A 24,420-nucleotide genomic window follows, 5' to 3' on the forward strand; every position below is an offset into this window, starting at 1 on the left:
AAACTAGCCGCGTGATACGCCAGCAGCCCCCTTTCCGCGCGGTAAGAAATATTTCTCAACGGGCTTGGCCGTCCATCAAATTAATCTGGGTTGATGTATGGGGTGTAGCGGCCGCAGTCGACGCGACCAAATCGTCGCCAACATCACCCAACTCCCCCTCCCACTCCCCAGTGCCAGACAGCAAAAAGGCCCGGTTACCCGGGCCCTTTATGCTTTTCAAATCTAAAGAAGATTTGGAGCGGGTGAAGCGATTCGAACGCTCGACCCCAACCTTGGCAAGGTTGTGCTCTACCCCTGAGCTACACCCGCTCACACGGCGTCTTGGCCGCAAGCCGGGCCTATATGGCTGAAGAGCGCGGCGATTGCAACAGGGAAATAGCAGGCTTTTTGCAACTCTCGAACGATGCCGGCAAACCGTCCGCGACGCGCCGATTTCATCGCTCCTTGCGCGACGGTCTTGTGTCGGCCGCCGCATTGGCCGTAAACGGCAAGGCCAAGAAACGGACGAGAAGAAGATCGATGCCGAAGACCGAAGCTGAACTGATGGCCTTTCTTGCCGAACTCGGCATCGCCGTTTCGACAATACGCCATCCGCCGCTCTATACGGTGGCTGATTCGCAGGCGCTGCGCGGCGAAATCGCCGGCGGACACACCAAGAACCTGTTCCTGAAGGACAAGAAGGACAATTTCTTCCTGGTCACCGTCGGCGAGGACGCGGTCGTCGATCTCAAGCAGATCCACCAGTCGATCGGCGCCGCCGGCCGGGTTTCCTTCGGCAAGCCGGAGATGCTGATGGAGCTTTTGGGCGTCACGCCGGGCGCAGTCACCGTCTTCGGCGTCATCAACGACAGGGAAAACAGGGTCAAGCTGGTGCTCGACAAGGATCTGATGGACCATGCCGTGATCAACGCGCATCCACTGACCAACGAGGCGACGACATCGATCGCGGCGGCCGACCTCATCAGATTCGTCGAGGCAACCGGGCACGATGCTGCTATCTTGAAAGTCTCGGCATGATCGCCACATGGATGGCGAAGCCGATTTCCAATTGAGACATGGCGCCGAGCCGCGGGCCGGGGGCGCGACCGAAAGGGTGACGAGATGAGCGACAACAATCCGTTTGGCGGATCATTCGGAAACACTGGCGGCCAGTATGCCACCACGGTCCAGTATGGCGGAACGGCGCCGGCGCCGGCGAAGGCCGCGCTTGGCGATGCGCCCGCGGGCCCTGCCGGCGGCGATGTCATCAAGGACACGACGACCGCCGCCTTCGCCGCCGACGTCATCCAGGAATCGCGGCGTCAGCCGGTGCTGGTCGATTTCTGGGCGCCATGGTGCGGACCTTGCAAGCAGCTCACCCCGCAGCTGGAAAAGGCGGTCAAGGCCGCCGGCGGCAGGGTCAAGCTGGTCAAGATGAACATCGACGACCATCCCTCGATCGCCGGCCAGCTCGGCATTCAGTCGATTCCGGCTGTGATCGCCTTCAAGGACGGCCAGCCGGTCGACGGCTTCATGGGCGCCATCCCCGAGAGCCAGATCAACGAGTTCATCACCAAGGTGGGCGGCAAGGGCAATGGCGCGCCGCCGGTGGCCGAGGCCCTGGCCGCGGCAACCGAGGCCCGCGATGCCGGCGACATGCAGGCAGCCGCCGACATCTATGACGCCATCCTGGCGCAGGCGCCGGAGACGGTCGAGGCTATTGGCGGGCTGGGCGACCTGTTGTTCGAGACCGGCGACACCGAGGGTGCCGAGGCGCTCCTGGCAACGGCGCCGGAGGCCAAGAAGGATGCACCGCCGCTGGCTGCCCTGCGTGCCAAGATCGCGCTGGCCGCGCAGGCGGCGGCGTTGGGCAATCCGGCCGAGCTCGAACGGCGCTTGGCCGAAAACCCCGCCGACCATCAGGCGCGTTTCGATCTGGCCATGATCCAGAACGCCAAGGGTGATCGCACGGCAGCCGCCGACAACCTGCTGGCCATCATCAAGGCCGACCGGAGTTGGAACGAGGATGGCGCCAGGACGCAGTTGCTGCAGCTGTTCGAGGCCTGGGGCATGACCGACGAGGCGACGCTTGCCGCGCGCCGCAAATTGTCGGCGTTGCTGTTTTCCTGAGCCGGTTATCGGTTGTTTTGTCGCACGGGCTTGTGGTGTCGGGCCTGAGCGCCAGATAGGACAGGGCAGGTTGACGCTTCACAAAGGAAGCGATCGGGAGGAACGAGGTGCAAGCGGGAAACGCGCATTACCGGCTCGCCAAGGATTTGCCGCCGACGATCCCGCTTTTTCCGCTCGAGGGCGCGCTCCTGCTGCCGGGCGGCCGCATGCCGCTCAACATCTTCGAGCCGCGCTACCTGCAGATGGTGGACGAGGCGGTCGCCGGCTCGCGCGTCATCGGCATCATCCAGCCCGGCCTCAATGGCGCCTTGCGCGAGGATGGCGAGCCGGAACTTTGCAATGTCGGCTGCATCGGCCGCATCATCGCTTTTTCGGAGACCGGCGACGGCCGCTACCTGATCTCGCTGCAAGGCGTGTGCCGGTTCCGCATCACCCACGAGCTGACGGTCAAGACGCCGTTCCGCCAGTGCAAACCGGCGCCCTTCCTCGCCGATCTCGACGAGGAGCAGGCGGCTGATGAAATCGACCGGCCGGCGCTGCTGCGGGCCTTTCGCGCCTATCTGCAGGCCAATGATCTGGAAGCCGACTGGGAAAGCGTCAGCCGCGCCGAAAACGCCATGCTGGTCAACGCGCTGTCGATGATGGCGCCCTACGGACCAGCCGAGAAGCAGGCATTGCTCGAGGCCGCGGACCTGAAAACCAGGGCCGAGACGCTGATCGCCATCACCGAGATGACGCTGGCGCGCGAGAATGAGGATTTTGGCTCGAGCCTGCAGTGAGGTGAACGCAGGCCTGAAAGCTGGAAAGGGGACGCAATGGCGGATGGGCGTGATGGAAAGAAAGCCAAGGTCGACCCGAAGCTGCTGGAACTCTTGGCCTGCCCGCTGACCAAGGGGCCGCTGGCCTGGGACCCCGAACGTGGCGAGCTGGTCTCGCGGGTCGCCAAGCTCGCTTATCCCGTGCGCGACGGCATCCCGATCATGCTTCCCTCGGAAGCGCGGACCATCTCGGCCGAGGATGTGCTGTCGCCGCCAAAGCTGGGCGGGCCGGGCAGTTCGGCGTCATAGAGTGTGGCCGGACATTGAGGTTGGTGTTCTACGGCGCTGTCCCGCCAGCGCTTGATGGTGAGGGGCCACGCCTACTGAAAATTACGCCCCTTGGGCATGACCCTTTCCGCTTCTTCCGACAGCGTTGCGAGATTCTGACCGACCGGCGCGTTGCGGGGCACAGGTAGGGCATCGCGATCCGGACCCTCTGCCGTGGCGGCCAGCGGTGCGGCCGCACTGACCTTTTCCAGGAGCACGGTCAGCCAGGGCGTCAGATCCTCGATCTTCTCGGCGACGATGTGGACGACACCTGATTCCGACTGAAGTTTTCCGCTGACCTTGACGAAGCGCGCGCCCATGACGATGGGCCGGAAGCGGGTAAAAGTTCTTTCCCAGAAGATGACATTGGCGACGGCCTTGTCGTCTTCCAGCGTGAGAAAGATCGCGTTGCCCTTGCCGGGGCGCTGGCGCACCAGCACCAGACCGGCAACGGAGACCCGCCTGCCGTCGCGCACGGACGGCAGGCTGGCATTGGGGGTGACGCCGGCGCGGTCGAGCCGTTCGCGCAGGAAGGCGACCGGATGCGCCTTCAGCGACAGGCCGAGCGAGCGGTAATCGTGGATGACATGCTCGCCGAGCGGCATTTTCGGCAGCTTCGTCTGCGGCTCCAGCTCGCGCAGGCCGAGCGCCGGCTGGTCGAACAGCGGCAGCTTCTCGGCGGCACTCTTGCCGTTGAGCGCGCGGACCTCCCAAAGTGCCGCGCGGCGGTCGAGGCCGATGGACCGAAAGGCATCGGCCTGCGCCAGCTTCTCGATCTCGTCGACATTGAGGCCGGAGCGCAGCCAGACATCCCTGACGGTCGAGTAGCCGGCGCCGCGCCGCTCGACGAAAGCCTCCATGCGTTCCTTGGAAAGTCCCTTGACCTGCCTGAAGCCGAGCCGCAGCGCATGGCTTGTCTCGATGACACCGCGCATGTCGGCATGGCGCGGCAGGATACGGGCCGGGTCGAAAGACGCCTTTTCCAAAGTGCAGTCCCAGACGGAGAAATTGACGTCGACCTCGCGGATGTCGACGCCATGGTCGCGGGCGTCGCGCACCAGCTGCGCCGGCTGATAGAAGCCCATCGGCTGCGAGTTCAGGATCGCGGCGCAGAACACGTCGGGATAGAAGGTCTTGAACCAGCAGGAGGCGTAGACGAGCAGTGCGAAGGAGGCGGCATGGCTTTCGGGAAAACCGTATTCGCCAAAACCCTCGATCTGCTTGAAGCAGCGCTCGGCGAAGTCCTTCGTGTAGCCCTTGCCGACCATGCCGTCGATCATGCGCTGGCGGTAATTGCCGATGGTGCCGGTACGCTTGAAGGTGGCCATGGCGCGGCGCAATTCGTCGGCCTCGCCCGGTTTGAAACCGCCGGCGACGATCGCGATATTCATCGCCTGTTCCTGAAACAGGGGCACGCCAAGCGTCTTGCCGAGGATCGCTTCCAGCTCCGGTTTTTGATACTCGGCCGCTTCCTTGCCTTGCCGGCGACGCAGATAAGGGTGGACCATGTCGCCCTGGATAGGGCCGGGGCGTACGATCGCCACCTCGATGACGAGATCGTAGAATTCGCGTGGCTTGAGACGCGGCAGCATCGACATCTGCGCGCGCGATTCGATCTGGAAGACGCCGAGCGTATCGGCACGGCAGATCATGTCATAGACACGTTGGTTCTCCGCCGGGAGAGTGGCCAGCACATAGGGCTGGCCAAATTCATCCCGCGCCTTCGGATAATGGTCCGTGAGCAGGGTGAAGGCGCGTTGCAGGCAGGTCAGCATACCGAGCGCCAGCACATCCACTTTCAGGATCTTCACCGAGTCCAGATCGTCCTTGTCCCATTCGACCATCTTGCGCTCGTCCATCGCCGTCTTGACGATGGGCACGATCTCGTCGAGCCGGTCCCTGGTGATGACGAAGCCGCCGACATGCTGGGAGAGGTGACGGGGGAAGCCCATGATCTCGTTGGCGCGTTCCATCACATGCCGCGATATGGGGTCGCTGCGGTCGAGGCCGCCGGCCCTCGCCTCCTTCTCGCCGAGTTCCGAGGTCGACCAGCCCCAGATCGAGCCGGAAAGCGATGCCCGGACATCCTCCGACAGGCCCATCGCCTTCGACACTTCGCGCAGCGCCGAACGGCCGCGATAGCTGATGACGGCGGCGGCAAGGGCGGTACGCTTGGAGCTGTATTTCTCGTAGATGTACTGGATGACGGTTTCGCGCTTTTCGTGCTCGAAATCGACGTCGATATCAGGCGGTTCGTTCCTTTCCTCGGAAATGAAGCGCTCGAAAAGCGAATTGATCTTTTCCGGCCCCACTTCGGTGATGCCGATGCAGAAACAGACGACCGAGTTGGCGGCCGACCCACGCCCCTGGCAGAGAATATCCTTGCTGCGCGCGAATTTGACAATGTCGTAGACGGTCAGGAAGTAACGGGCATAGTTGAGGCGCTCGATCAGAGCGAGCTCTTCCTCGATGCGCTTGGTCACGGATTCAGGCACACCTGCCGGGTAGCGGTTGACTGCTCCCTCCCTTGCCAACCTTTCCAGCTCCGCCTGCGGACCGAGGCCCGATTCCGTCGGCTCGTCCGGATAATTGTACTGGAGGTCGCAGAGCGAGAAGGTCAGCTCTTCCCCGAAACGCAGCGTCTCCGCCAGCGCTTGCGGGTGCCTGCGGAACAGGCGCGCCATTTCCAGCGGCGGCTTCAAATGGCGTTCGGCATTGGCGGTCAGTTCCAGCCCCACCTCGGCGACCGGAACATTGAGGCGGATCGCGGTCAGCACGTCCTGCAGCGGGCGGCGTTCGGCCGTGTGATAGAGCACATCGTTGGTCGCCATCAGCGGTATGCCGGCGCTCTCGGCAAACGCCGCCGCCTGCTCGATCCGGAAGCGATCATGGCCGGCATAACAGGGTGAGACGCCGAGCCGCAGGGCCCTGCCGAAGCGGTCCTGGAGTTGGCGGAGCAAAGCCAGGCTGTCCTGCGCGCCGGCCGCCAGATCGGGCAGGACCGCCAGCGACATCCGGTCGCCCCATTCGAGCAGGTCGTCGCGCCGGAGCAGGGTGGCGCCCTTTTCGGTCTCGTCACGCAGATTGGCCTGGGTGAGCATGCGGCACAGATGCCCCCAGCCCTTGCGGTCCCTTGGATAGGCGAGAATGTCCGGCGTGCCGTCACCAAAAACCAGCCGGCAGCCGGGGTGATAGGCAAGCTTTTCGACCTTGGCCTGCTGCCAGGCGCGCACCACGCCGGCCACGCTGTTGCGGTCGGCGAGCCCGATCGCGGAGAAGCCCATGAGCTTGGCCGCGACCACCAGTTCCTCGGGTTTGGAGGCGCCGCGCAGGAAGGAGAAGTTCGACTGGATGCCGAACTCGGCATAGGGAATGACGGTCAACGCGTTCATGCGAAGACCCCGTGCATGAACCAGCGCGGCGGGATCTGCGAGACGCCGCCGTACAGGCCTTGCCGGTAGAGCCAGTAGCGGCGGCCATCGGCATCCTCGATGCGGAAATAGTCGCGTGTCGATGCCGCCGGATCGCCTGGCGCCTCGCGCCACCATTCGGCGGCGATGCGCTCCGGACCTTCGGCACGGGTAACGCGGTAAAGTGCACGGCGCCAACGAAAATGCAGCGGCGGTCCCTCCGGCATTTCGGTGGCCGGCACATCGATGGGCTCGGGCGCGCGGAACAGCCGGATCGGCCGTTCCGGCGGGAAGATGGTCATCGGCACCTGCATCCTGTCCGGCTTCTTCGGCGGCGTGGTCCGGCGCGGCGCCTCGCTGAAGGGGACGATGGCGACGGCGCGTTCGGGCAGATGGCTTTCCACGGGAACCGGCTGCAGAACCGCGCCCTCGCCGAGGCGGGCGCGGATACGGTCGGCGAACAGGGCGATGTCGGCGCCATCATCCACCGCCTCGCCGGTCAGATCGGTCTGCTGCGTGTCGAAAGCGGCGACGGCCAGCACCGAGAGGCGCACCAGGTCGAAGCCAAAGCCGGCATCGATATGCTGCTCGAGTGCTGCCAGCCTTTCATGGAACAATTTCCGGATCAACGAGGGTTCGCGCATCGGCCGCGAGGTGCCGAGCGCGATGCGGCTGACGGCGCCGTCGACGCGAAAGAGCAGCAGCGCCAGCGTCCGGGCACCTTCGCCGCGGCGTTCGAGGTCGGTCTTCAAGGTCGTCGCCAGCATGCCCACCAGCCGTTCTATCTCCTCCGTCAGCGTGACGGGCTCGGCGAGATGGCGTTCGACGGAAAGCGGCGCGACGGGAAGGCGCGGTGAGATCGCTTCGTCGAGACGGCCAAGCGCCTGGTCGAGGCGCCGGAGCAGCAAAGCGCCGAAGCGGCGGGCGAGCGGCGCGCGCGGCGCGGCCATGACGGCGCCCGCCGTGCGCAGCCCCACACTTTCCAGGCTGGTCCGGGTTTCCGGCGCTATGCGGAGGGCGGCCAGCGGCAAGGGGGCAAGCAAGGCTTCCTCCTCGCCCGATACAACGATGCGGCCGCCGCAAAAGCGTGCCGCCGCCCAGGCCGCCCCGGGCGTACCGGCAAGCCCGGCGCGGACGTCGAACCCCTGGTGGAAGAAGCGCGACAGGATCTCGTCCAGCATGGCGCGTTCACCACCGAACAGATGGGTGCAGCCGGTGACGTCGAGGAACAGGCCGTCGATGCTGTCCAGCGCGACCAGCGGCGTGTAGCGGTCGCACCAGTCGGCAAGGCCCGCGAGCAGGCGCCGGTCGGCCTCCGGATCGGCTTCGACGATGTCGATCGACGGATGCATGGCGCGCGCATCGGCAATCCCCATGTCACGCTTCAGGTGCAGCGCCTCAGCTCGCTCGTCGAGGGCCGAGATGCGCTGCGCGTTGCCCTGGCGGTGGCTGATCACGAGCGGTGGGTGAGATGGCCGCGGATGATCCGGCGGCCGGGAACGCCAGGATTTCCCCAGACGCTGCCGCAGGATCCTTTCGGTCGCCAGATAGGGAAACCACAGGGACAGGATTCTCTGCCCATTCGCTGCCTCCACCGTGTCTTTCCTCGCCCCTTCTTTCCTCGAATCTGCGTTCATCGGGGTTCCACTCCAGTGTGAATTGTCCAGGCAGGGCCGTGCGGCTCTTGCCGATGCTGATGGTGAAGGCGGGGTAGCCGATCGAGCCGGCGAGCGGCCCGGCGACCGTGGCGCGCGGCACGGCCGGCGCCGACGCGGCGATCAGACGGACAGGCGCCGCCGTCGGTTCCGGCTCGGCCGCCTGCCGCAGCAGGAACACCGGCCGGCCGGTAGCTTGCGCCCGCGCATGCAGGCGGCGTGTCGCGGTCAGGTCGAGCCGCTGCGGATTGCCGCGGATTTCCAGGATAACGGCGGCAAGCGCGGTCATGCGGGCCGCCTCCTCGGCGATCCACAGCGCATCGACAAGCCTGGGCGCCTCGGAAAACAGCAATTGCCCGGGTTCAATGCCGAAGCAGCCATGCAGCCCCCTGGCGTAGGGAAAGCCGGCCTCGTGGAAAATTTCCGATGTCCCGATCCATAGGATGGGCAGCCCCTGCGCCCGGTTGAGGATCAGGCTGACGAGCGACAGAGCGAAGCCGGCGACGGCTCCCGCATCGCGGGTCTCCAGGCCATGGATTTCGGTCAGGGCGGCTTTCGGCAGGCCGCCGCTGAGCGCGGCATCGAGCCGCTCGATGCCGATGGGCAGGAAAGCATCCGGCAAGGCCGCGGCAAGGCCGCGCCGGACGATCGTCAGATCGCTGCCGGCGCCGGCATCAAGGGTTGCCGCCGCCGGCGCCTGCAGACGCTCGGGCAGCGTTCCCTCTATTTTCGCGATCTGGCGGCGCAGGGAAAAAACAGTCTCCCGCGCCACGGCGGTCATCGCCATGACGGTCAGCTTCCACTCACAATTGTTCCTGTTATGTTCTCTAGGATTCCAGAGGCGATCCGAAGAGTCAAGCAGAGTCATGAGGAATTTATTCCTCCCCTGGGCGACACCGGCCTATAGGCGTCATTTGCCTCGATCAGTGCGAAAGCCTATATGCCGGGTCAAAGGACAAAGCATGGCCCGCATTTACAAGACCCGCACCTGGCATGGCGAACTCGCGCCCTCGATGGAGGAACTGGAGTTCCTGGCGCTGGAGGCCTACGCCCATCTGCCGGAGGAATTTCGTAAGCTGACCGGCGAGATCATCATCCAGATCGCCGAATTCCCGACCGACGAGATCATGGACGATTTGTCGCTGGAGACGCCGTTCGACCTGCTCGGCCTGTTCGAGGGGCGCGGCATCGCCGAACGCTGGAACCCGCAAACCGGCGAAGGCCCGAACCGCATCACCCTCTATCGCCGCGCCATGCTCGACTACTGGGCCGAGAACGAGGAATCGCTGGGCGACATCGTCACCCACGTGCTGATCCACGAGATCGGCCACCATTTCGGCCTGTCGGACGATGATATGGAGAAGATCGAAGAGGCTGCTGAGTAGACCACTTTCGTCACCCTAGGGGTCTGCGCCGCCTCGCTTGGCTCCTTGCTTTACCCTAGGATGACGAAAAGAGAGGAGCCTCCGCGCTTTCCACCTACCAGTCGCTGAGCTTGGTATCCGGCCCGTATTCCTGGCCGTCGACATCCTTCACCACGGCTTGGCCGCAGCGCATGGTCTTGGCTTTCTTGTCATAGGCGTAGGTCGGCGAGCCGAACAGATGCCAGCCCTTGTTCAGCGCCGCCGTCACCTTATGGCAGAAGCTGGCGTCGTCCGGGGCGGTGAGAAAGCGGTAGAGTTTCATCGTCCAATTCCTGTCATGAATCCCAAGTCGACGAATATCATGCGCCGATGGCGGCGGCCTTCGCCAGCAGTTTTTCGGCCTGCGCCAGGTGCAGCCGCTCGACCATCCTGCCATTCAGCGCGATGACGTCCTTGCCGCTGTTTTGCGCCAGCGCGAAGGCATCCTTCACCGCGCGCGCCTCGGCCAGCGCCTGCGCCGACGGGGCGAAGGCACGGTTGGCGGCCTCGATCTGCGATGGATGGATCAGCGTCTTGCCGTCAAAGCCCATGGCGGCGGCCTGAGCGCACTCGCGCGCAAACGCATCCGGATCGCGAAAGTCGTTGAACACCCCGTCGAGCATGTCGAGGCCGCCGGCGCGCGCCGCCAGCAGCATCTGCATCAGCCATGGCAGGAGATAGGCGCGGTCCGGCGTTGCCAGCACGCCGGTATCCTTGATCAGGTCATTCGTCCCGGCAATGAAACAATCCAGCCGCGAGGCGGGGTCACGGCCGAGTTCGGCGATGGCGCCGATGTTGAGCATGGCCTTGGGCGTCTCGATCATCGCCCATAGTTTCACGGTCTCGGGAGCAAAATTGTCGTCCAGCACATCGCCGACCTCGAGCACGTCGCGCGGTGTGTCGACCTTTGGCAGCAGGATGCCGTCCGGTTCCGCCTTGGCGACGGCCGCAAGATCGTCAGTACCCCATTCGCTGGACAGCGCATTGACGCGCACCACCATCTCGCAGCGCCGGCCATTGTGGTCGGCATCAGGGCGATTGGCGAAAATGCCAGCCAGTTTTTCGCGCGCGGCGACCTTGTCGGCGGGGGCAACGGCGTCCTCCAGATCGATGATGACGGCGTCGCAGGCAAGCTGGGCGATCTTGGCCAGCGCCTTCTCGTTGGAGGCCGGGACATAGAGCACGGAGCGGCGCGGGCGGTAGGGTTCCATGTCCGATCTATGCCGCGTGTGGTTGGTCGAGGCAAGCGTCCGCCCGGTACCTGACACGCGCCAACCGCGAAAGCTTGCGCTGCCCCTTCCGTCCTCTGCGGCAGTTGCGGAAGGGGACCCTTCCTCTCCCGCGTCGATCGGAGGAGAGGTGTCGAGCGCAGCTCGACGGAGTGGGGGGCGACCCTTTGGGCGCAAGGCGATGCGAGGCTTGCGCCTAGTGCCCTATGTCCGTTTGCGGCGGTTACCAGGTGGTTCCCCGCTCCGTCTCGGCTTCGCCGAGCCACCTCTGCCCCCTCCGGAGGGAGAGGGAAAGGAGCCTGGCTGGGGCGGCGCCAACGTCCGGAACCGATGGCGGGCAGCGCACCAGCCCTGCACGAAAACTGCACTCGCCTGCGGAAAACCTCCTCCGATCCGCCGCATCGCTTCCCTGCCAGCTTGCGAGACAGGCGGCATGCACAAGCGAGCAAAACCCCATCTGCCCTATCGGCTGCGCAGCGAAGGCTGGTGGCTGGTCGACCCGCCACGCGCCAAGCCCGCCGCAATTGTCATCCCCTTTGTCCGCCCGCATCGCGCTCGGAAAATCCATGGCCGCGATCCGCCAATCTTCCGACGTTATCCCTAGCGCTTATGCCTGCTGTTTCATCAACTTCGCCGTGCTGATCGCCAACTACAATGTCGACCATTCCGTTGAAATGACCGGCCAGGGCATTCCCCTCGACGCCTGGTATCTGCGCTCGCTCGGTCCGGGCGCGTTTCCGGCACTCGATCGCTTCTTCGATCATCGGAACAAGACCCCGGACGCGGGCGCTGTCCGCGAACTTGAAGGATTGCGGGCCAGCGACAGCGTCCAGCGGAACTGGCGTGGCTGGAGCTTTCGTGACTGGCGCCTGCTTCGATATCTCGACAGCAAGGGGTCGCTCGTGCTTCCTCAGCCTTCGCTACCTTCCTTGCCCGGACCGCTGACCGATGCCGCATCACATTCTTGTCGCCGACGATGACCCGCATATCCGCGAAGTGATCTGTTTCGCGCTGGAAAAGGCCGGCATGAAGACGGCTGCCGTGTCCGATGGCGCCGCCGCCCTGCAGGCGATCGAACGGCACACGCCCGACCTTGTCGTGCTCGACATCGGCATGCCGGAGATGGACGGGCTGGAGGTCTGCCGGCGGCTGCGCCAGCGATCAGACGTGCCGGTGCTGTTCCTGTCCGCGCGCGACGAAGAGATCGACCGCATCCTCGGGCTCGAAATGGGCGGCGACGATTATGTGACAAAGCCGTTCAGCCCGCGCGAACTGGTCGCCCGCGTCAACGTCATCCTGCGGCGCGCCCGCCCGGCAGGGCCCGAACCGGTTGACGACAGGCAGTTTACCCATGGCAAGCTCACGCTAGTGCCGGCCAGCCATAGCGCCGGCTTCGACGGTCGGCCGCTTGCCCTGACCGGAATAGAATTCTCGATCCTGAAAGGGTTTCTGGCGCGGCCCACCCACGTGCTCGATCGCGACGCGGTGATGGCCAGTGCCTATGCCGGCAAGATCCATGTCGCCGACCGCACCGTCGACAGCCATATCCGCAACATCCGCGCCAAGCTGGCGGCGGTCGGATGCCTGGATGCCATCGAGACGGTACACGGCGTCGGCTTCCGGCTCGGCCGATGCGGCTGACGACCTCAAGCAAGTGGAGCGGCCGCAAATGGCGGCCGCGCCTCGCCACGGTCGTCGTCGCCATCCTGATCCTGGTCATGGCCTTGCCGCTGGTCGGCCTGTTCTTCTTCCGCCTCTACGAAAACCAGTTGATCCGCCAGACCGAGGCGGAGCTGATTGCGCAGGGTGCGGCCATCGCCGCCATCTATGCGCAGGAGGTGCGCGACGCCGGCATTTCACCGGAGAAGCTCGGCGTGCCAATGCCTGGGGCCAATGGCAGCGCGAGCCGAGGCGCCGATTCGCCTTATCGGCCGATCGAGCCGCAGCTCGATCTCGCCTCGGATTACGTGCTTGCGACCCGGCCGGCGGGGACGCCCGCGACCGCCGATCCAGCCTTCGCCGCGATCGGCGCGCGGCTGACCGGCATTCTCGACGCGACGCAGAAAACCACGCTGGCCGGCTTCCGGCTGCTTGATCCCACAGGTGTCGTCATTGCCGGGCGCGACGAGATCGGGCAGTCGCTTGCCGAGGTCGAGGAGGTGCGTGAGGCGCTCGCCGGGCGCTATGCCAGCGCGCTCAGGCTGCGCATCCCCAACCAACCGCCGCCGTCGCTCTACTCGGTCAGTCGCGGCACCAGGGTGCGCGTCTTCGTCGCGCTGCCGGTTGCCGTCGACGGCAAGGTCGCCGGCGTGGTCTATGTCTCGCGGACGCCCAACAACATCATAAAACATCTCTATGGCGAACGCGGCAAGGTGACAGCGGCGGCGATCGCCATCCTCGGCGGCACGCTGCTCATCGGCCTCGTCTTCCTGCGCACCGTCAGCCGGCCGATCTATGCGCTGATCGACCGCACCCAGCGCATTGCCGCCGGCGAGCGCGGCGCGATCCGGCCGCTCGACCATCATGGCACGCGCGAAATGGCCGAATTGTCCGCCGCCTTCCTCGACATGGCCGAAAAACTGCAGGCGCGCTCGGACTCGATCCAGACCTTCGCCACCCATGTCTCGCATGAACTCAAGTCGCCGCTGACGGCGATCCAGGGCGCTGCCGAACTGCTGCGCGATTCCGGCTCGGCGATGGACGATGACGAGCGGCGGCGCTTCTCCAACAACATCGTCACCGATGCCGGACGGCTTAATTTGCTGGTGCGGCGGCTGCTTGACCTGGCACGGGCCGAAAACCTTGCACCGAGCGGCGAAAGCACCTCGGTCGGTGCGGCGCTGGCGCTGCTTCCCGTCGACACCAGGCTCGCGGTTCGCGTCGAGGCCGGCGGCGATCTGGCCTTACGCATCTCGGCCGAGAACGGAGCAATCGTATTTGGCAATCTCATCGATAATTCGGCCAGGCACGGCGCGACGCAAGTTTCGATCACTGCCGCAAGCGCAGGTGGCAAGGCGACGCTGCTGGTCAGCGACAATGGCGCCGGCATTTCGCCAAGCAATCGGTCGCGCATTTTCGAGCCGTTCTTCACCACGCGCCGCTCTACCGGCGGCACCGGCATGGGGCTGGGCATCGTGCTGGCCCTCCTGAAAGCGCATGATGGTACGATCCGGCTGGTTGACACCGAGCGCGGCACGCGCTTCGAGATCACTTTGCCGGTCGCGTAAGACGGACGGCGGATCGGAGAAAAATGCGCTACGACATCGTCATCATCGGCGGAGCCATCGTCGGGTCCTCGGTCGCCTACTATTTGCGCGAGGAAGGGTTTTCCGGCTCGATCGCCCTGATCGAACGCGACCCGCAATTCGCCCATGCGGCGACGACGCTGTCCATGGCCTCGATCCGCCAGCAATTCTCCATTCCGGAAAATATCCGCCTGTCGCAATTCACGCTGAAGCTGTTCCGGCGGCTGAAGGAAGAATTCGGCGCCGAGGCCGATATCGGTTTTCGCGAGGGTGGCTATCTCATCCTTGCCGGCGAGGCCGGGCTGCCGATCCTGAAGGCCAATCACGCGGCGCAGGTCGCCGAGGGCGCAGACATCCTGCTCGAGAACGCCGACCAGCTGACGCGCCGCTTCCCCTGGCTGTCGGCCGAAGGCATCACCGCCGGCGCCTATGGCCGAAGCGGCGAAGGCTGGTTCGACGCCCATGCGATGCTGATGCTGTTCCGCAAGGCGTTGCGGGAGAAGAAGATCGACTTCATCAGCGCTTCGGTCTCTGGCATCGAGCGGCAGGGCGACCGCATCACCGGCGTCAGCCTCGACAATGGCGATCGGCTGGAGGCCGGCACCGTCATCAATGCCGCAGGGCCGAATGCCGGCAAGGTCGCCGCCCTTGCCGGGCTGGCGCTGCCGGTCGAGCCGCGCAAGCGCAACGTCTTCGTCTTCGAGGCGCGCGAGAAATATGCCGACATGCCGCTGCTGGTCGATCCCTCCGGCATCTATGTCAGGCCGGAAGGCTCGGTCTACCTCACCGGCGGCGCCGAGCCGGAAGAGGGTGACGGCCCCGCCGATGCCGGGGATTTCGAGGTCGACTGGCCGCTGTTCGAGGAGGTGATCTGGCCGGTGCTGGCGACCCGCATCCCGGCCTTCGAGGCCATCAAGCCGACGCGCGCCTGGGCCGGGCACTATGACTACAACACGCTCGACCAGAACGCGGTGATCGGCCCGCACCCCGAGGTGGCGAATTTCCTCTTCGCCAACGGATTCTCCGGCCACGGCCTGCAGCAGGCGCCGGCGGTCGGCAAGGCGCTGGCCGAGTTGATCGTACATGGCGGCTACCGGACGATCGACTGCTCGGCGTTTGGGTATAGCCGGGTTGCCGAGGGAAGGGCGTTCCGGGAATTGAACGTGATTTGAGGCGGGGCGGGCATGCCTCTCCCTTCTCCCCTTTTTGGAGAAGGTGGCCTCGCGAAGCGAGGTCGGATGAGGGGTGTTCCAGCTTGGCAAGGACGGCGATCCGTCACCCACCCCTCAACCGCCTCGGCGCTGCGCGCCGATCCACCGCCCTGGGCGAGTCACGGGCCTCGCCCGCCCTTCGGGCCCCACAAGGGGAGAAGGAAGAAAGCGTCTACGCCATCATCGCATCAACCTTAAGGGCATCGCCAAGCGCATTGCCTCCGGCCGTGTTGTCGAAGATGCCCCAGACCTCGGCACCCGCAGCGGCCGCTGCCTCCAGTTGTCGGCTAAATCGGGCGAGATTTTCGGAGTCGTAATCGGAGTAATAGACGCGCGGCGCGCCGTGCCAGCGGAAGTAGGCGAGGCCAGGCCAGCCGCCCGGCACCGCGGCAGATGGCACCGGAGCGGGGTTGAAACATGCCTGTTTTGCCATGCATTGGATGTGGACCGGACGAGGTCCGGGTCAAGGCGGACAAAGGGGTATGCAAAGCAGCGACCCGCGGCTCACGCAGCAACCCGCCTTCCGGCCTCGACGTGCGCTTGAAGCCAGGCCAGCACCTGTGCCCAGCCCTCGGCATGTTCGGTCGCCGCCTCATGCAGCCCGGCAAAGCCGCCATGGCAGATGGTGACGCGCGTGCCATTGGCGACGGGCTCCAGCAGCCAGGCGGCCGTGGTTTGCCGCCGGCCAAGCGTAGGATGGTCCCACTCATAGGCCCGCGTCTGCACGATCCGGCGCGGCGCTTCGATTTCGAGGAACTCGCCGCTGGCCGGCAGGTCCATGCCGTCAGCCGTGCGGACAATAACGGTCCAACGGCCGCCGACGCGCGGGTCGGCCGACCAGTCTACCATCCGGTAGGTCTCGGCTGACCCCCACCATTGCTCTACCTCCTTGCCGATCAGCGCCTCGAAGATGCGTTCCGGAGGTGCTTCCATCTCGGCGGACGTCATGACAGTCTCGCCATTGGTCATGCTCCGTACCCTGAGAGCGGGCATCATGGATGTCTCCACGGATTTGTTTCGCTAGCGAAACGAGCCCTCACCCTTTCGATGGCGGGCGCTCGAACCCCTTGCCGGTCTCGAGCAGGCTCTTGAGGCTGGCCAGCACCAGCGGCCAGCCCATGGCAACGTTGCCGATCAGCTTGTGCGGCCCGTCCGCTTCATGGGTGACGGCAAGCTTCATCAACTCGCCTTCCTGTTCGATGGTGAAGGTGCAGCGCGTATAGCCGTCTTCCCTGATCTCGGGCATCCATTCATTACGCCATTTTATGACCAGGCGTCGCGGCGGGTCGATCTCGAGGATCTCGCCGCTGTCGGCGACTCGCCCGTCCGGGAAGATCAGCTTCCAGCTGGAGCCCACTTTCCAATCGCTCTCCTGATAGGAGCAGAGGAAAAACTGCCGGTTGAACTCCGGGTCGGTCAACGCTTCCCAGAGCTTTTCGGGCGTGGTTCGGATATAAGTCACATAAACGAAGCTGTTGCTCATCAGTCTTCCCTTTCGAGGCGTTTCTTCAGCTCGCTGAGGGCTGTCAGCCGCCCCCGCTCGAATTTGCCGATCCAGCGTTCGGCGATCTCATTGATCGGAACCGGATTGAGGTAGTGCTCCTTCTCTCGGCCCCGGCGGATGGTGGTGACGAGGTTTGCTTCCTCCAGGATCGCCAGGTGCTTGGTCACCGCCTGGCGGGTCATGGCCATCTCAGCGCACAGCGCATTCAGCGTCTGCCCATTCCTGGCATGGAGGCTGTCCAGCAATTGCCGGCGTGTCGGGTCCGCCAGGGCGCGAAAGGCTGCATCCATGCTCATGGCTTTAATATGCAACCAAATGGTTGCATGTCAAGCGGCAAGATGCCCGTTGTTGGCCGTAGGCGGGAGAAGAAATCAGCGCTTGCGGGAGATCCAGAAGGCGTCGGGCATACGTTTCATGCCGATGCGTTCGTAGAAGCCGACAGCGTCGGGCATCGAGATCAGGCTGATGGCGACCGACGGTCCGAGCTGCCGGGCAACCTCGTCCATCAGCCCCTTGCCGATGCCCAGGCCTTGCGCCTTGGCCGAGACGGCGAGATCGGAGATGTAGCAGACCCAGGAAAAGTCGGTCAGGCAGCGGGCAACGCCAATCAGCGGCTTGGCTTCCCTGTCGAGAGGGGCCATGTCGAGAGGGGCCATGTCGAGACGGGCGGTCACGATCAGGTTGGCGCCTTCCATCATCGCCTTCAGCCTTGCCTCGTCATCGACGGGCCTGACTTCGCCAAGACCGGATTCCACCAGCACGCGGCGGAATTCGGGAATGCCGAGCGTCGGTTCGCGCGCGTAGAGGACGTGGGCGTTTTCTGCCATGGGACCAGACTGCACCATCGGGCGGCGATTTCGAAGCCGTTTTTGTGCGGCACCCTCTTGCCGGCACCCACAAACAGTTGCCTTTTATTTGCGCGCGGCTTTGTGTAAACCGGGCCTCAGCAAATCCCCCGCAACGAAAAACACGGGCCAAAGCCATGGAAAAATTCACCAAGCTCACCGGCGTCGCCGCTCCCATGCCGATCGTCAATGTCGACACCGACATGATCATCCCGAAGGATTATCTCAAGACGATCAAGCGCACCGGGCTTGGCACCGGCCTGTTCGCCGAGATGCGCTACAATGACGACGGTTCGGAAAATCCGGATTTCGTGCTCAACAAGCCGGCCTACCGCAAGGCGCAGATCCTGGTCGCCGGCGACAATTTCGGCTGCGGCTCGAGCCGGGAACACGCGCCATGGGCGCTGCTCGATTTCGGCATACGCTGCGTCATCTCGACCTCGTTCGCCGACATCTTCTACAACAACTGCTTCAAGAACGGCGTGCTGCCGATCACCGTCAGCCCCGAGGACCTGGAGAAGCTGATGGACGACGCCTCGCGCGGCTCCAACGCCACTCTGTCGGTCGATCTCGAAGCCAAGGAAATCCGTGGTCCGGACGGCGGCGTGGTCACATTCGACCTCGACGATTTCAAGCGGCACTGCCTGCTCAACGGGCTCGACGATATCGGCCTGACCATGGAAAAAGCCGGCGCCATCGCCTCGTTCGAGAAGAAGAACGCCGAACTGCGCCCCTGGGCCTGAGCGGCGAATAGACCGGTCCTTTCGGGCCGAGCGGCGACCGAGGGAGGGACAGTCATGACACGTTTGCTTCTGGCCGGCATTTGCGTTTCGGTGTTTCTGACGATCGCGGGCGCGCATGCACAGACCGGCACTGACGATGCGTCCGGCGCCGCCGACCAGGGCGCGTCAAGCACGGGCAACGTGGCGCTGGCCGAGGATGACAAGCAGGCGCCGATCCCGTTCGAGGGCGGTCAGCTGACCATCACGCAGCCGGAGCAGGACGGCGAAAAGGTGCTGGCCTATGACGGCAAGCAACTGGCCAGCAACTACGATGTCTTCTTCGACAAGATCGTGGAGGTCGGCGGCATCAAGGTGGCGCTGTTCAATGTCGGCGATGGCGGCAATCAATGCGGCCCGGCGACGGTGATCGTCTGGAAGCCAGAAGGCGGCGAGATCCAGGGCACCACGGTCGAGCAGGACGAGTGCGGCGCGCCGCCCTCCGCGGTGTCCGACAACGCCATTTATTTCGTGCCGTATCTCCTGCCGGGGGACCAGAAGCCGGCGCTGCAGTGGTCGCCGACGGATGGGCTGACGATTTCGGGCAATCTCACCTACATGCCGGAACCCGGCACCGACTGGAAAGACATTGATCCGGAAAAGTACCAGAACATCATCGACGCCTTCCACAATGAGGCCGTCTACAAGGAAGCCGAAAAACTGCTCGGCAAGGACATGCCCGACATGGCGACCAGCCTGCTGGTCGGCGGCGGCACGGAAAAGACCGCGTCCGGCGCCTTTTACGCCAGCGGCTGCGTGCCGCATGATTGCGGCGGCAATGACGGTTTCATGGCGGTCGACCCGGCCAAGCATCAGCTCTATTTCGCCCGCCGCGGCGACAATGGCCAGCCGAACGCCTGGCCGGCGGTGGCGACATGGCCGGCCGACGTGAAGGAGGCGCTGGACAAGGCGCTGGGGTCGGCGAATTAGCTAAAGCAATTTCCGGCGAAAACAGGGCGAGGCGAATTTCCTCCGGCTTACGCGCGACAACCGTCCATTGTTGCCGACGCGCGCAGGACTGCGGTTTATGCGCCGTTCTTCCTTTGAGTGCCGCCGATCGCCGGCGCGGAGATCGAGGATCGCCTTCGCCCAACCCGCGTCAACGGCGATATTCGTGGGGCAAATGGAACCAGATCGGCCGCGCGGCGTCATAGAAGCAGCTTCGCGCTGCAATGCCTGGAGTAAATTGATGGTCAGGCTCGTTCTTCTGGCGCTTGTTTTGTTCGCCTTCGCAGCTGGCGCCACGGAGGCGGCAAAGCTGGACGCGGCCGCCGTCAACAATGCTCAATTCGGCGACGCCGCAACGAACGGCGTCGATGCGACCGCGCTGAAGGCGCAGATCCTTTTGGATCGCGCGCGGTTCTCGCCTGGCCTCATTGACGGCCACCAGGCGGAGAACTTCACCAAGGCGGTTCGGGCATTTCAGGCGGCCAACGCTCTGCCCGCCGATGGCAAGCTCAACCGGGAGACCTGGGACAAGCTGGTCGCAACCTCACCAGGCCCGGTTCTTGTGAATTACGAGCTGACGCGCAAGGACGTGCGTGGACCGTTTACCAAGCGCATTCCGGCCGGTATGGAAAGAATGGCTCGCCTGCGCAGGCTCGGCTATCGCAGTTCGCTGGAACGGATCGCAGAGCACTTCCACATCAGCGAACAATTGCTGCGAAGGCTCAACCCGGGCATCAGCTTCAGGAGGACGGGCGCAAAGTTGCTGGTGCCGGCTATCGCCCGAGGCGATCCGCCCGCAGCCGTTGCGAACGTCGAAGTCGACAAGGCCGCGCGCGAAGTTCGCGTTCTCGACAATTCCGGCAAAGTGGTTTCGGTCTACCCCGCCTCGATTGGAAGCGAAGAGAAGCCGGCGCCGAGCGGCGAGGCACAAGTCACACGCGTGGTCCACAATCCCACCTATCACTATGATCCCAACTTCGCCTTCAAGGGGGTCAAAACCAAACGACCCTTCACCATCGCTGCCGGGCCTAACAATCCTGTCGGATCGGTCTGGATCGATCTGTCCATTGAAAGTTACGGGATTCACGGCACGCCCGAACCAGGCAAGATCGGGAAGACTTTTTCGCATGGTTGCATCAGACTGACCAATTGGGATGCCGAAGACCTGGCCCTTGAGGTGCACAAAGGCACAAGGGTTGTCTTCACCGGAGAAACGGCTGAATCGGCCAACGACCAACCGGGCTGACGCATGACGGGCAATGCGGACCCCTGAGCCGGTGCCGGGGCCGCGCGGAGAGCACCTCACGTTAGCCGGCGCACGAGCTGGCACATCGACGTCACAGGTCCTGCACCGTCGATCCATTCGTCTTGGCCCTTGGCGGGATCGCGTTTTCCCCACAGAGTAGCTGCAACCATGCGAGGTCCTTCATGCGCAAGCTCATCTCCACCGGTTCGCCGTTCGAAAAGACCGCCGGCTATTCGCGTGCGGTGGTACAGGGCGACTGGTGTTTCGTCTCCGGCACCACCGGCTATGACTATGCGACCATGACGATGCCGGACACGCTCGAGGCGCAGACGCGCAACTGCCTGGCGACGATCGGCAAGGCGCTGAAGGACGGCGGCTTTGACATGGCCGATGTGGTGCGGGCGCATTACTACGTCACCGACCAGGCTTTCGTGGACGTGGTCTTCCCGATCCTCGGCGAGACGTTCGGCGACATCAGGCCGGCGGCGACCATGATCGTGTGCCAGCTCAACAAGCCGGAAATGAAGATCGAGATCGAGGTGACGGCGCTACGGCGTACGGCCTGAGGAGACCTACGCCATGAAGGTCAGGCGCATCGTGGCCAATATCGAGACACTGAACGCGACGGCAGCGAACCGTTTCTATCATGACGTGCTTGGCCTCGACATCCTGATGGATCAGGGCTGGATCGTAACCTACGGTTCCGAGGAAACGATGCAGGTGCAGGTCAGTTTCATGGCGCAAGGCGGGTCCGGTACGCCGGTGCCGGACCTGTCGATCGAGGTCGACGACGTCGATGCGACGCTCGAGGCCATGAAGGCCGCCGGTTTCGCCATCGAATACGGACCGGCCGACGAACCCTGGGGCGTCCGGCGCTTCTATGTGCGAGATCCCCTTGGCCGGCTGGTCAACATTCTCTCGCATCGGTGAGGGCATGTTCCGTGGGGCTATGGCTTGGATTCCGTGACATGTCGGCGGGACAGAGGGGGGCGCGAAGGATCGCTGCTTGGCCACTGTTCAGCACCGCTGCGTCCTTACGGCTTGCGCTGCAACCGCTTGGCGTTTAGCAAGGCCGCGGTCGCACAGCGCCGCGCGCCTCCTTGGCGCACAAAGGACGCTGTGCAAAATCGAAACGCAATCTTTCTGGGACGACTCTCCATGGCAACGAAGCATCTTTTCCTGCTCCCCGGCGACGGCATCGGCCCCGAGGCCATGGATGAGGTCAAGAAGCTGATCGCGGCCATGAACGCAAAGCTCGGCAGCGGCTTCGTCACCGATGAGGGCCTGGTCGGCGGCTGTGCCTACGATGCGCATGGCGCGGCGATTTCCGATGCCGATATGGAAAAAGCGATGGCCGCGGACGCTGTGCTGTTCGGTGCCGTCGGCGGGCCGAAGTGGGATACCGTGCCTTACGAGGTGCGGCCCGAGGCCGGCCTGCTTCGGCTGCGCAAGGACATGGAGCTGTTCGCCAATCTGCGCCCGGCAATCTGCTACCCGGCGCTGGCCGCCTCTTCCTCGCTGAAGCAGGAAGTGGTCGAAGGCCTCGACATCCTGATCGTGCGCGAGCTGACCGGCGGCGTCTATTTCGGCGAGCCCAAGCAGATCATCGATCTCGGCAACGGCCAGAAGCGCGGCATCGACACGCAGGTCTACGACACGTTCGAGATCGAGCGCATTTCGGGCGTCGCTTTCGAGCTCGCGCGGACCCGCAAGAACCACGTCACCTCGATGGAAAAGCGCAACGTCATGAAGTCTGGCGTGCTGTGGAACGAGGTCGTCACCCAGACCCACAAGGCGCGCTATTCCGACGTCAAGCTCGACCACATGCTGGCCGACGCCGGCGGCATGCAGCTGGTGCGCTGGCCAAAACAGTTCGACGTCATCGTCACCGACAATCTGTTCGGCGACATGCTGTCCGACATCGCCGCCATGCTGACCGGCTCGATCGGCATGCTGCCGTCGGCCTCGCTCGGCGCTCCCGACGTGAAGACCAAGAAGCGCAAGGCGCTCTACGAGCCGGTACACGGCTCGGCCCCCGACATCGCCGGCAAGGGCATCGCCAACCCGATCGCCATGATCGCCTCCTTCGCCATGTGCCTGCGCTATTCCTTCGGCATGGTCGATGAAGCCGACAAGCTTGAAGGCGCTATCGCCGCCGTGCTCGACCAGGGCCTGCGCACCAAGGATATTTTCTCACCCGGCATGACCGAGGTTGGTACCGTCGAGATGGGCGACGCGATTATCGCAAAATTCCTGGCCTAGCCGCAGGGCGGCTCGGCCTCAGCGGATCTCGCCGGCAAGCTGCTGCAGCAGGCCGACGAGCTGCGCCTCGTCCACAGGTTCGAAGAAGGCCGCGTCGGCGGTCTCGACGGCGACGATCGCTTGCTGTGCCGCAGCCATCCCGGCGGCGGTGACGCGGATCACCTTGGCTCGGGAATCCCGGGGGTCGGCCTCGCGTGCAATCAATCCCTTGACTTCCAGCCGGGCGACGACGTCCGAGGTCATCTTCACCTCCGTGCCGGCCTGGGCGGCGAGCTGCACCTGGTTGGGCGGTTCGCCATTGCGGCCGAGCCACATCGCCGAGGCGAGCAGCACGAACTGGACATGCGTCAGGTCTAGCGGCGCCAGCGCCGCCGTCATGACGCGCTGCCAGCGCATGGTGGTTCGCCAGAGCAGCAAGCCGGGGCTCTCCGATGGTCCACCCTTGAAGCGGGTGTCCAGTTCAGCCACGGTTCGCCAACGCCTCCGCCTGCTCGAACAGCCTGGCCATCGACACGTCGAAATCGCCGCTGATCTGCGGCCCGAGTTCCGGGCCGACCTCGGCGGCCGAAGGGCCAGATATATCGAGCCGGTGCGTCACCTGCGTGCCGCCTTCGACGGGCACCAGAGTGTGCCGGAACAGCAGCGTGGTGTCGCCGAACGAGGTTTCATCGGCATAGGTCAAATTGTCGACGAGATCGACGATGGTCGATTCGAACGTGTCCTGTCCAACCGGTGTCACCGAGACGCGGGTGCCCTTGGCGAACGGCCCATGCAGCACGAAAGTGTCGGAGCCTTCATAAGTCAGGCGGCCTTCATGCAAGGCCTTGAGCGCGTTCCAGATGGCTTGGGCGGGAAGGGGGGAAGTCGCGGTGTATTCATTGGTCCACATCGTCTTGCTCCACTGGTTTATTTAATCTGCACACAGACTATCTGTGCGCGGATTAAATTGCAAGCGGAATCTTCATCTGTGACGAAGATCGGCTGAACCGTCGTTTTTGGAGTGACTTTTCTCGGGAGCTGACCGCTAAATCCTGACCCCAGCAGGCACCGGTCCCCACCGGTTTTCATGCGCCTGGGTCGGGATCAGCGCGAAGACCAGGATGATCAGGCTGCCGATGCTGGGGATCAGGATCACCAGATAGAGCCAGCCCGACAGGCCGATATCATGCAGCCGGCGCACGGTCATGCCGAGACCGGGCAGGAGCGTCGCCAGGAGGAAGGTGCCGCAGAGGCCGACCGTCACCACCGCGGAGACGTCGGTGTCGAAATTGCCCATTTCGATATCGGTGAAGATGCCGATGCCGCCGGTGATGAGCAGGCAGACCACCCAGAACAGGCAGTAGCCCCAATATTCCTTGCGGCGGGCGCGGCCGGCGAAGTTGAAGTAGTTCCGCGTCAGGCCACGCCAGAAATAGAGCGTTTCATCGCTTGATTGAATCGGAAGGGATTCCCGGTCGGTCGGATTTGTGATTCAAGATGCTGGCTGGAT

27 protein-coding genes, 1 tRNA gene and 1 pseudogene are annotated in these 24,420 nt (G+C 64.3%); 15 read left to right on the forward strand and 14 right to left on the reverse strand.

The window, feature by feature from the left end; genetic code table 11:
- Positions 1-234: 234 nt before the first annotated feature.
- A tRNA-Gly gene (locus FJ960_RS26165) sits at positions 235-309 on the reverse strand.
- 210 nt (positions 310-519) lie between these two features.
- On the opposite strand from FJ960_RS26165, the gene FJ960_RS26170 reads away from it, so the two are divergent.
- From FJ960_RS26170 to FJ960_RS26185, 4 genes are all read left to right on the forward strand, one after another.
- Positions 520-1,017 (forward strand): prolyl-tRNA synthetase associated domain-containing protein, encoded by a 498-nt coding sequence (locus FJ960_RS26170; RefSeq protein ID WP_140717896.1) that lies wholly within the window; start codon positions 520-522, stop codon positions 1,015-1,017.
- An 84-nt stretch (positions 1,018-1,101) separates the two neighbouring features.
- Entirely contained in the window at positions 1,102-2,109 is a 1,008-nt protein-coding gene (gene trxA, locus FJ960_RS26175; protein WP_140717898.1) for a thioredoxin, read from the forward strand.
- Positions 2,110-2,216: 107 nt separating this feature from the next.
- Entirely contained in the window at positions 2,217-2,888 is a 672-nt protein-coding gene (locus FJ960_RS26180) for an LON peptidase substrate-binding domain-containing protein (RefSeq protein ID WP_140510553.1), read from the forward strand.
- Between the two features lie 36 nt (positions 2,889-2,924).
- Entirely contained in the window at positions 2,925-3,176 is a 252-nt protein-coding gene (locus FJ960_RS26185) for a Trm112 family protein (protein ID WP_140717900.1), read from the forward strand.
- Positions 3,177-3,247: 71 nt separating this feature from the next.
- On the opposite strand, the gene FJ960_RS26190 is transcribed toward FJ960_RS26185, so the two are convergent.
- The 3 genes from FJ960_RS26190 to FJ960_RS30030 are packed head-to-tail and all read right to left on the reverse strand — an operon-like array spanning position 3,248 to position 9,046.
- A complete protein-coding gene (locus FJ960_RS26190; protein WP_140717902.1) occupies positions 3,248-6,586 on the reverse strand; it encodes an error-prone DNA polymerase in 3,339 nt (1,112 codons plus the stop codon).
- Positions 6,583-8,061, reverse strand: coding sequence for a DUF6504 family protein (locus FJ960_RS26195; protein ID WP_140717904.1), 1,479 nt, complete (start codon positions 8,059-8,061; stop codon positions 6,583-6,585). The genes FJ960_RS26190 and FJ960_RS26195 overlap by 4 nt, the downstream gene beginning before the upstream one ends.
- Positions 8,003-9,046, reverse strand: coding sequence for a hypothetical protein (locus tag FJ960_RS30030; protein WP_140717906.1), 1,044 nt, complete (start codon positions 9,044-9,046; stop codon positions 8,003-8,005). Before FJ960_RS30030 ends, FJ960_RS26195 begins: the two co-directional genes overlap by 59 nt.
- Before the next feature lie 175 nt (positions 9,047-9,221).
- On the opposite strand from FJ960_RS30030, the gene FJ960_RS26205 reads away from it, so the two are divergent.
- Positions 9,222-9,644: a metallopeptidase family protein gene (locus FJ960_RS26205; RefSeq protein ID WP_140510548.1), complete on the forward strand. Its 423-nt coding sequence runs from the start codon at positions 9,222-9,224 to the stop codon at positions 9,642-9,644.
- Between the two features lie 94 nt (positions 9,645-9,738).
- Here the strand turns inward: FJ960_RS26205 and FJ960_RS26210 are convergent, their stop codons facing one another.
- On the reverse strand, positions 9,739-9,945 hold the full coding sequence (locus tag FJ960_RS26210; protein WP_027145959.1) for a DUF1737 domain-containing protein: 207 nt from the start codon (positions 9,943-9,945) through the stop codon (positions 9,739-9,741).
- 37 nt (positions 9,946-9,982) lie between these two features.
- Positions 9,983-10,873, reverse strand: coding sequence for a CoA ester lyase (locus FJ960_RS26215; RefSeq protein WP_140717908.1), 891 nt, complete (start codon positions 10,871-10,873; stop codon positions 9,983-9,985).
- A 584-nt stretch (positions 10,874-11,457) separates the two neighbouring features.
- On the opposite strand from FJ960_RS26215, the gene FJ960_RS26220 reads away from it, so the two are divergent.
- Genes FJ960_RS26220 through FJ960_RS26235 form a run of 4 tightly spaced genes read left to right on the forward strand, consistent with a single transcriptional unit; the run spans position 11,458 to position 15,308 of the window.
- Positions 11,458-11,871, forward strand: a complete 414-nt coding sequence (locus tag FJ960_RS26220; RefSeq protein ID WP_348642369.1) for a DUF4153 domain-containing protein — start codon at positions 11,458-11,460, stop codon at positions 11,869-11,871.
- Complete coding sequence (locus FJ960_RS26225; RefSeq protein WP_140510545.1) at positions 11,840-12,532, forward strand: response regulator transcription factor; 693 nt, start codon at positions 11,840-11,842, stop codon at positions 12,530-12,532. Before FJ960_RS26220 ends, FJ960_RS26225 begins: the two co-directional genes overlap by 32 nt.
- Positions 12,523-14,118 (forward strand): ATP-binding protein, encoded by a 1,596-nt coding sequence (locus FJ960_RS26230; RefSeq protein ID WP_140717910.1) that lies wholly within the window; start codon positions 12,523-12,525, stop codon positions 14,116-14,118. Before FJ960_RS26225 ends, FJ960_RS26230 begins: the two co-directional genes overlap by 10 nt.
- A 23-nt stretch (positions 14,119-14,141) precedes the next feature.
- Positions 14,142-15,308, forward strand: a complete 1,167-nt coding sequence (locus FJ960_RS26235) for an FAD-binding oxidoreductase (protein WP_140717912.1) — start codon at positions 14,142-14,144, stop codon at positions 15,306-15,308.
- 211 nt (positions 15,309-15,519) lie between these two features.
- On the opposite strand, the gene FJ960_RS26240 is transcribed toward FJ960_RS26235, so the two are convergent.
- From FJ960_RS26240 to FJ960_RS26260, 5 genes are all read right to left on the reverse strand, one after another.
- The gene (locus FJ960_RS26240; RefSeq protein ID WP_246672961.1) at positions 15,520-15,780 is read right to left on the reverse strand and encodes a DUF72 domain-containing protein; all 261 of its coding nucleotides are present in this window, start codon (positions 15,778-15,780) and stop codon (positions 15,520-15,522) included.
- Positions 15,781-15,851: 71 nt separating this feature from the next.
- The gene (locus FJ960_RS26245) at positions 15,852-16,343 is read right to left on the reverse strand and encodes an SRPBCC domain-containing protein (RefSeq protein WP_140717914.1); all 492 of its coding nucleotides are present in this window, start codon (positions 16,341-16,343) and stop codon (positions 15,852-15,854) included.
- A gap of 40 nt (positions 16,344-16,383) precedes the next feature.
- Positions 16,384-16,830, reverse strand: coding sequence for an SRPBCC family protein (locus FJ960_RS26250; RefSeq protein WP_140717916.1), 447 nt, complete (start codon positions 16,828-16,830; stop codon positions 16,384-16,386).
- Positions 16,830-17,147, reverse strand: coding sequence for a metalloregulator ArsR/SmtB family transcription factor (locus FJ960_RS26255; protein ID WP_084636878.1), 318 nt, complete (start codon positions 17,145-17,147; stop codon positions 16,830-16,832). Before FJ960_RS26255 ends, FJ960_RS26250 begins: the two co-directional genes overlap by 1 nt.
- A gap of 75 nt (positions 17,148-17,222) precedes the next feature.
- Positions 17,223-17,678, reverse strand: a complete 456-nt coding sequence (locus FJ960_RS26260) for a GNAT family N-acetyltransferase (protein WP_140717918.1) — start codon at positions 17,676-17,678, stop codon at positions 17,223-17,225.
- A 155-nt stretch (positions 17,679-17,833) separates the two neighbouring features.
- On the opposite strand from FJ960_RS26260, the gene leuD reads away from it, so the two are divergent.
- From leuD to leuB, 6 genes are all read left to right on the forward strand, one after another.
- Positions 17,834-18,439, forward strand: coding sequence for a 3-isopropylmalate dehydratase small subunit (leuD, locus tag FJ960_RS26265; protein WP_027145969.1), 606 nt, complete (start codon positions 17,834-17,836; stop codon positions 18,437-18,439).
- 54 nt (positions 18,440-18,493) lie between these two features.
- Positions 18,494-19,405, forward strand: coding sequence for a hypothetical protein (locus FJ960_RS26270; RefSeq protein WP_140717920.1), 912 nt, complete (start codon positions 18,494-18,496; stop codon positions 19,403-19,405).
- Between the two features lie 70 nt (positions 19,406-19,475).
- The gene (locus tag FJ960_RS26275; RefSeq protein ID WP_348642370.1) at positions 19,476-20,669 is read left to right on the forward strand and encodes a L,D-transpeptidase; all 1,194 of its coding nucleotides are present in this window, start codon (positions 19,476-19,478) and stop codon (positions 20,667-20,669) included.
- 182 nt (positions 20,670-20,851) lie between these two features.
- Positions 20,852-21,235, forward strand: coding sequence for a RidA family protein (locus tag FJ960_RS26280; protein ID WP_140510531.1), 384 nt, complete (start codon positions 20,852-20,854; stop codon positions 21,233-21,235).
- A gap of 13 nt (positions 21,236-21,248) precedes the next feature.
- The gene (locus FJ960_RS26285) at positions 21,249-21,599 is read left to right on the forward strand and encodes a VOC family protein (RefSeq protein WP_140510530.1); all 351 of its coding nucleotides are present in this window, start codon (positions 21,249-21,251) and stop codon (positions 21,597-21,599) included.
- Positions 21,600-21,827: 228 nt separating this feature from the next.
- Positions 21,828-22,931 carry a 3-isopropylmalate dehydrogenase gene (gene leuB, locus FJ960_RS26290; RefSeq protein ID WP_140717922.1) on the forward strand — a complete coding sequence of 368 codons (1,104 nt, stop codon included), beginning with the start codon at positions 21,828-21,830 and terminating at the stop codon, positions 22,929-22,931.
- An 18-nt stretch (positions 22,932-22,949) separates the two neighbouring features.
- Here leuB and FJ960_RS26295 read toward each other — a convergent pair whose 3' ends face one another.
- From FJ960_RS26295 to FJ960_RS26305, 3 genes and pseudogenes are all read right to left on the reverse strand, one after another.
- Positions 22,950-23,399: a MarR family winged helix-turn-helix transcriptional regulator gene (locus FJ960_RS26295; protein WP_140717924.1), complete on the reverse strand. Its 450-nt coding sequence runs from the start codon at positions 23,397-23,399 to the stop codon at positions 22,950-22,952.
- Positions 23,392-23,820, reverse strand: coding sequence for a polyketide cyclase (locus FJ960_RS26300; RefSeq protein WP_140717926.1), 429 nt, complete (start codon positions 23,818-23,820; stop codon positions 23,392-23,394). Before FJ960_RS26300 ends, FJ960_RS26295 begins: the two co-directional genes overlap by 8 nt.
- A gap of 135 nt (positions 23,821-23,955) precedes the next feature.
- Positions 23,956-24,345: pseudogene (locus tag FJ960_RS26305) on the reverse strand (DUF805 domain-containing protein); the annotation flags it as partial.
- Between the last annotated feature and the right edge of the window lie 75 nt (positions 24,346-24,420).

It is taken from the genome of Mesorhizobium sp. B2-3-11 (assembly GCF_006442215.1).
In the GTDB taxonomy this organism is placed as follows: Bacteria; Pseudomonadota; Alphaproteobacteria; order Rhizobiales; family Rhizobiaceae; genus Mesorhizobium; species Mesorhizobium salmacidum.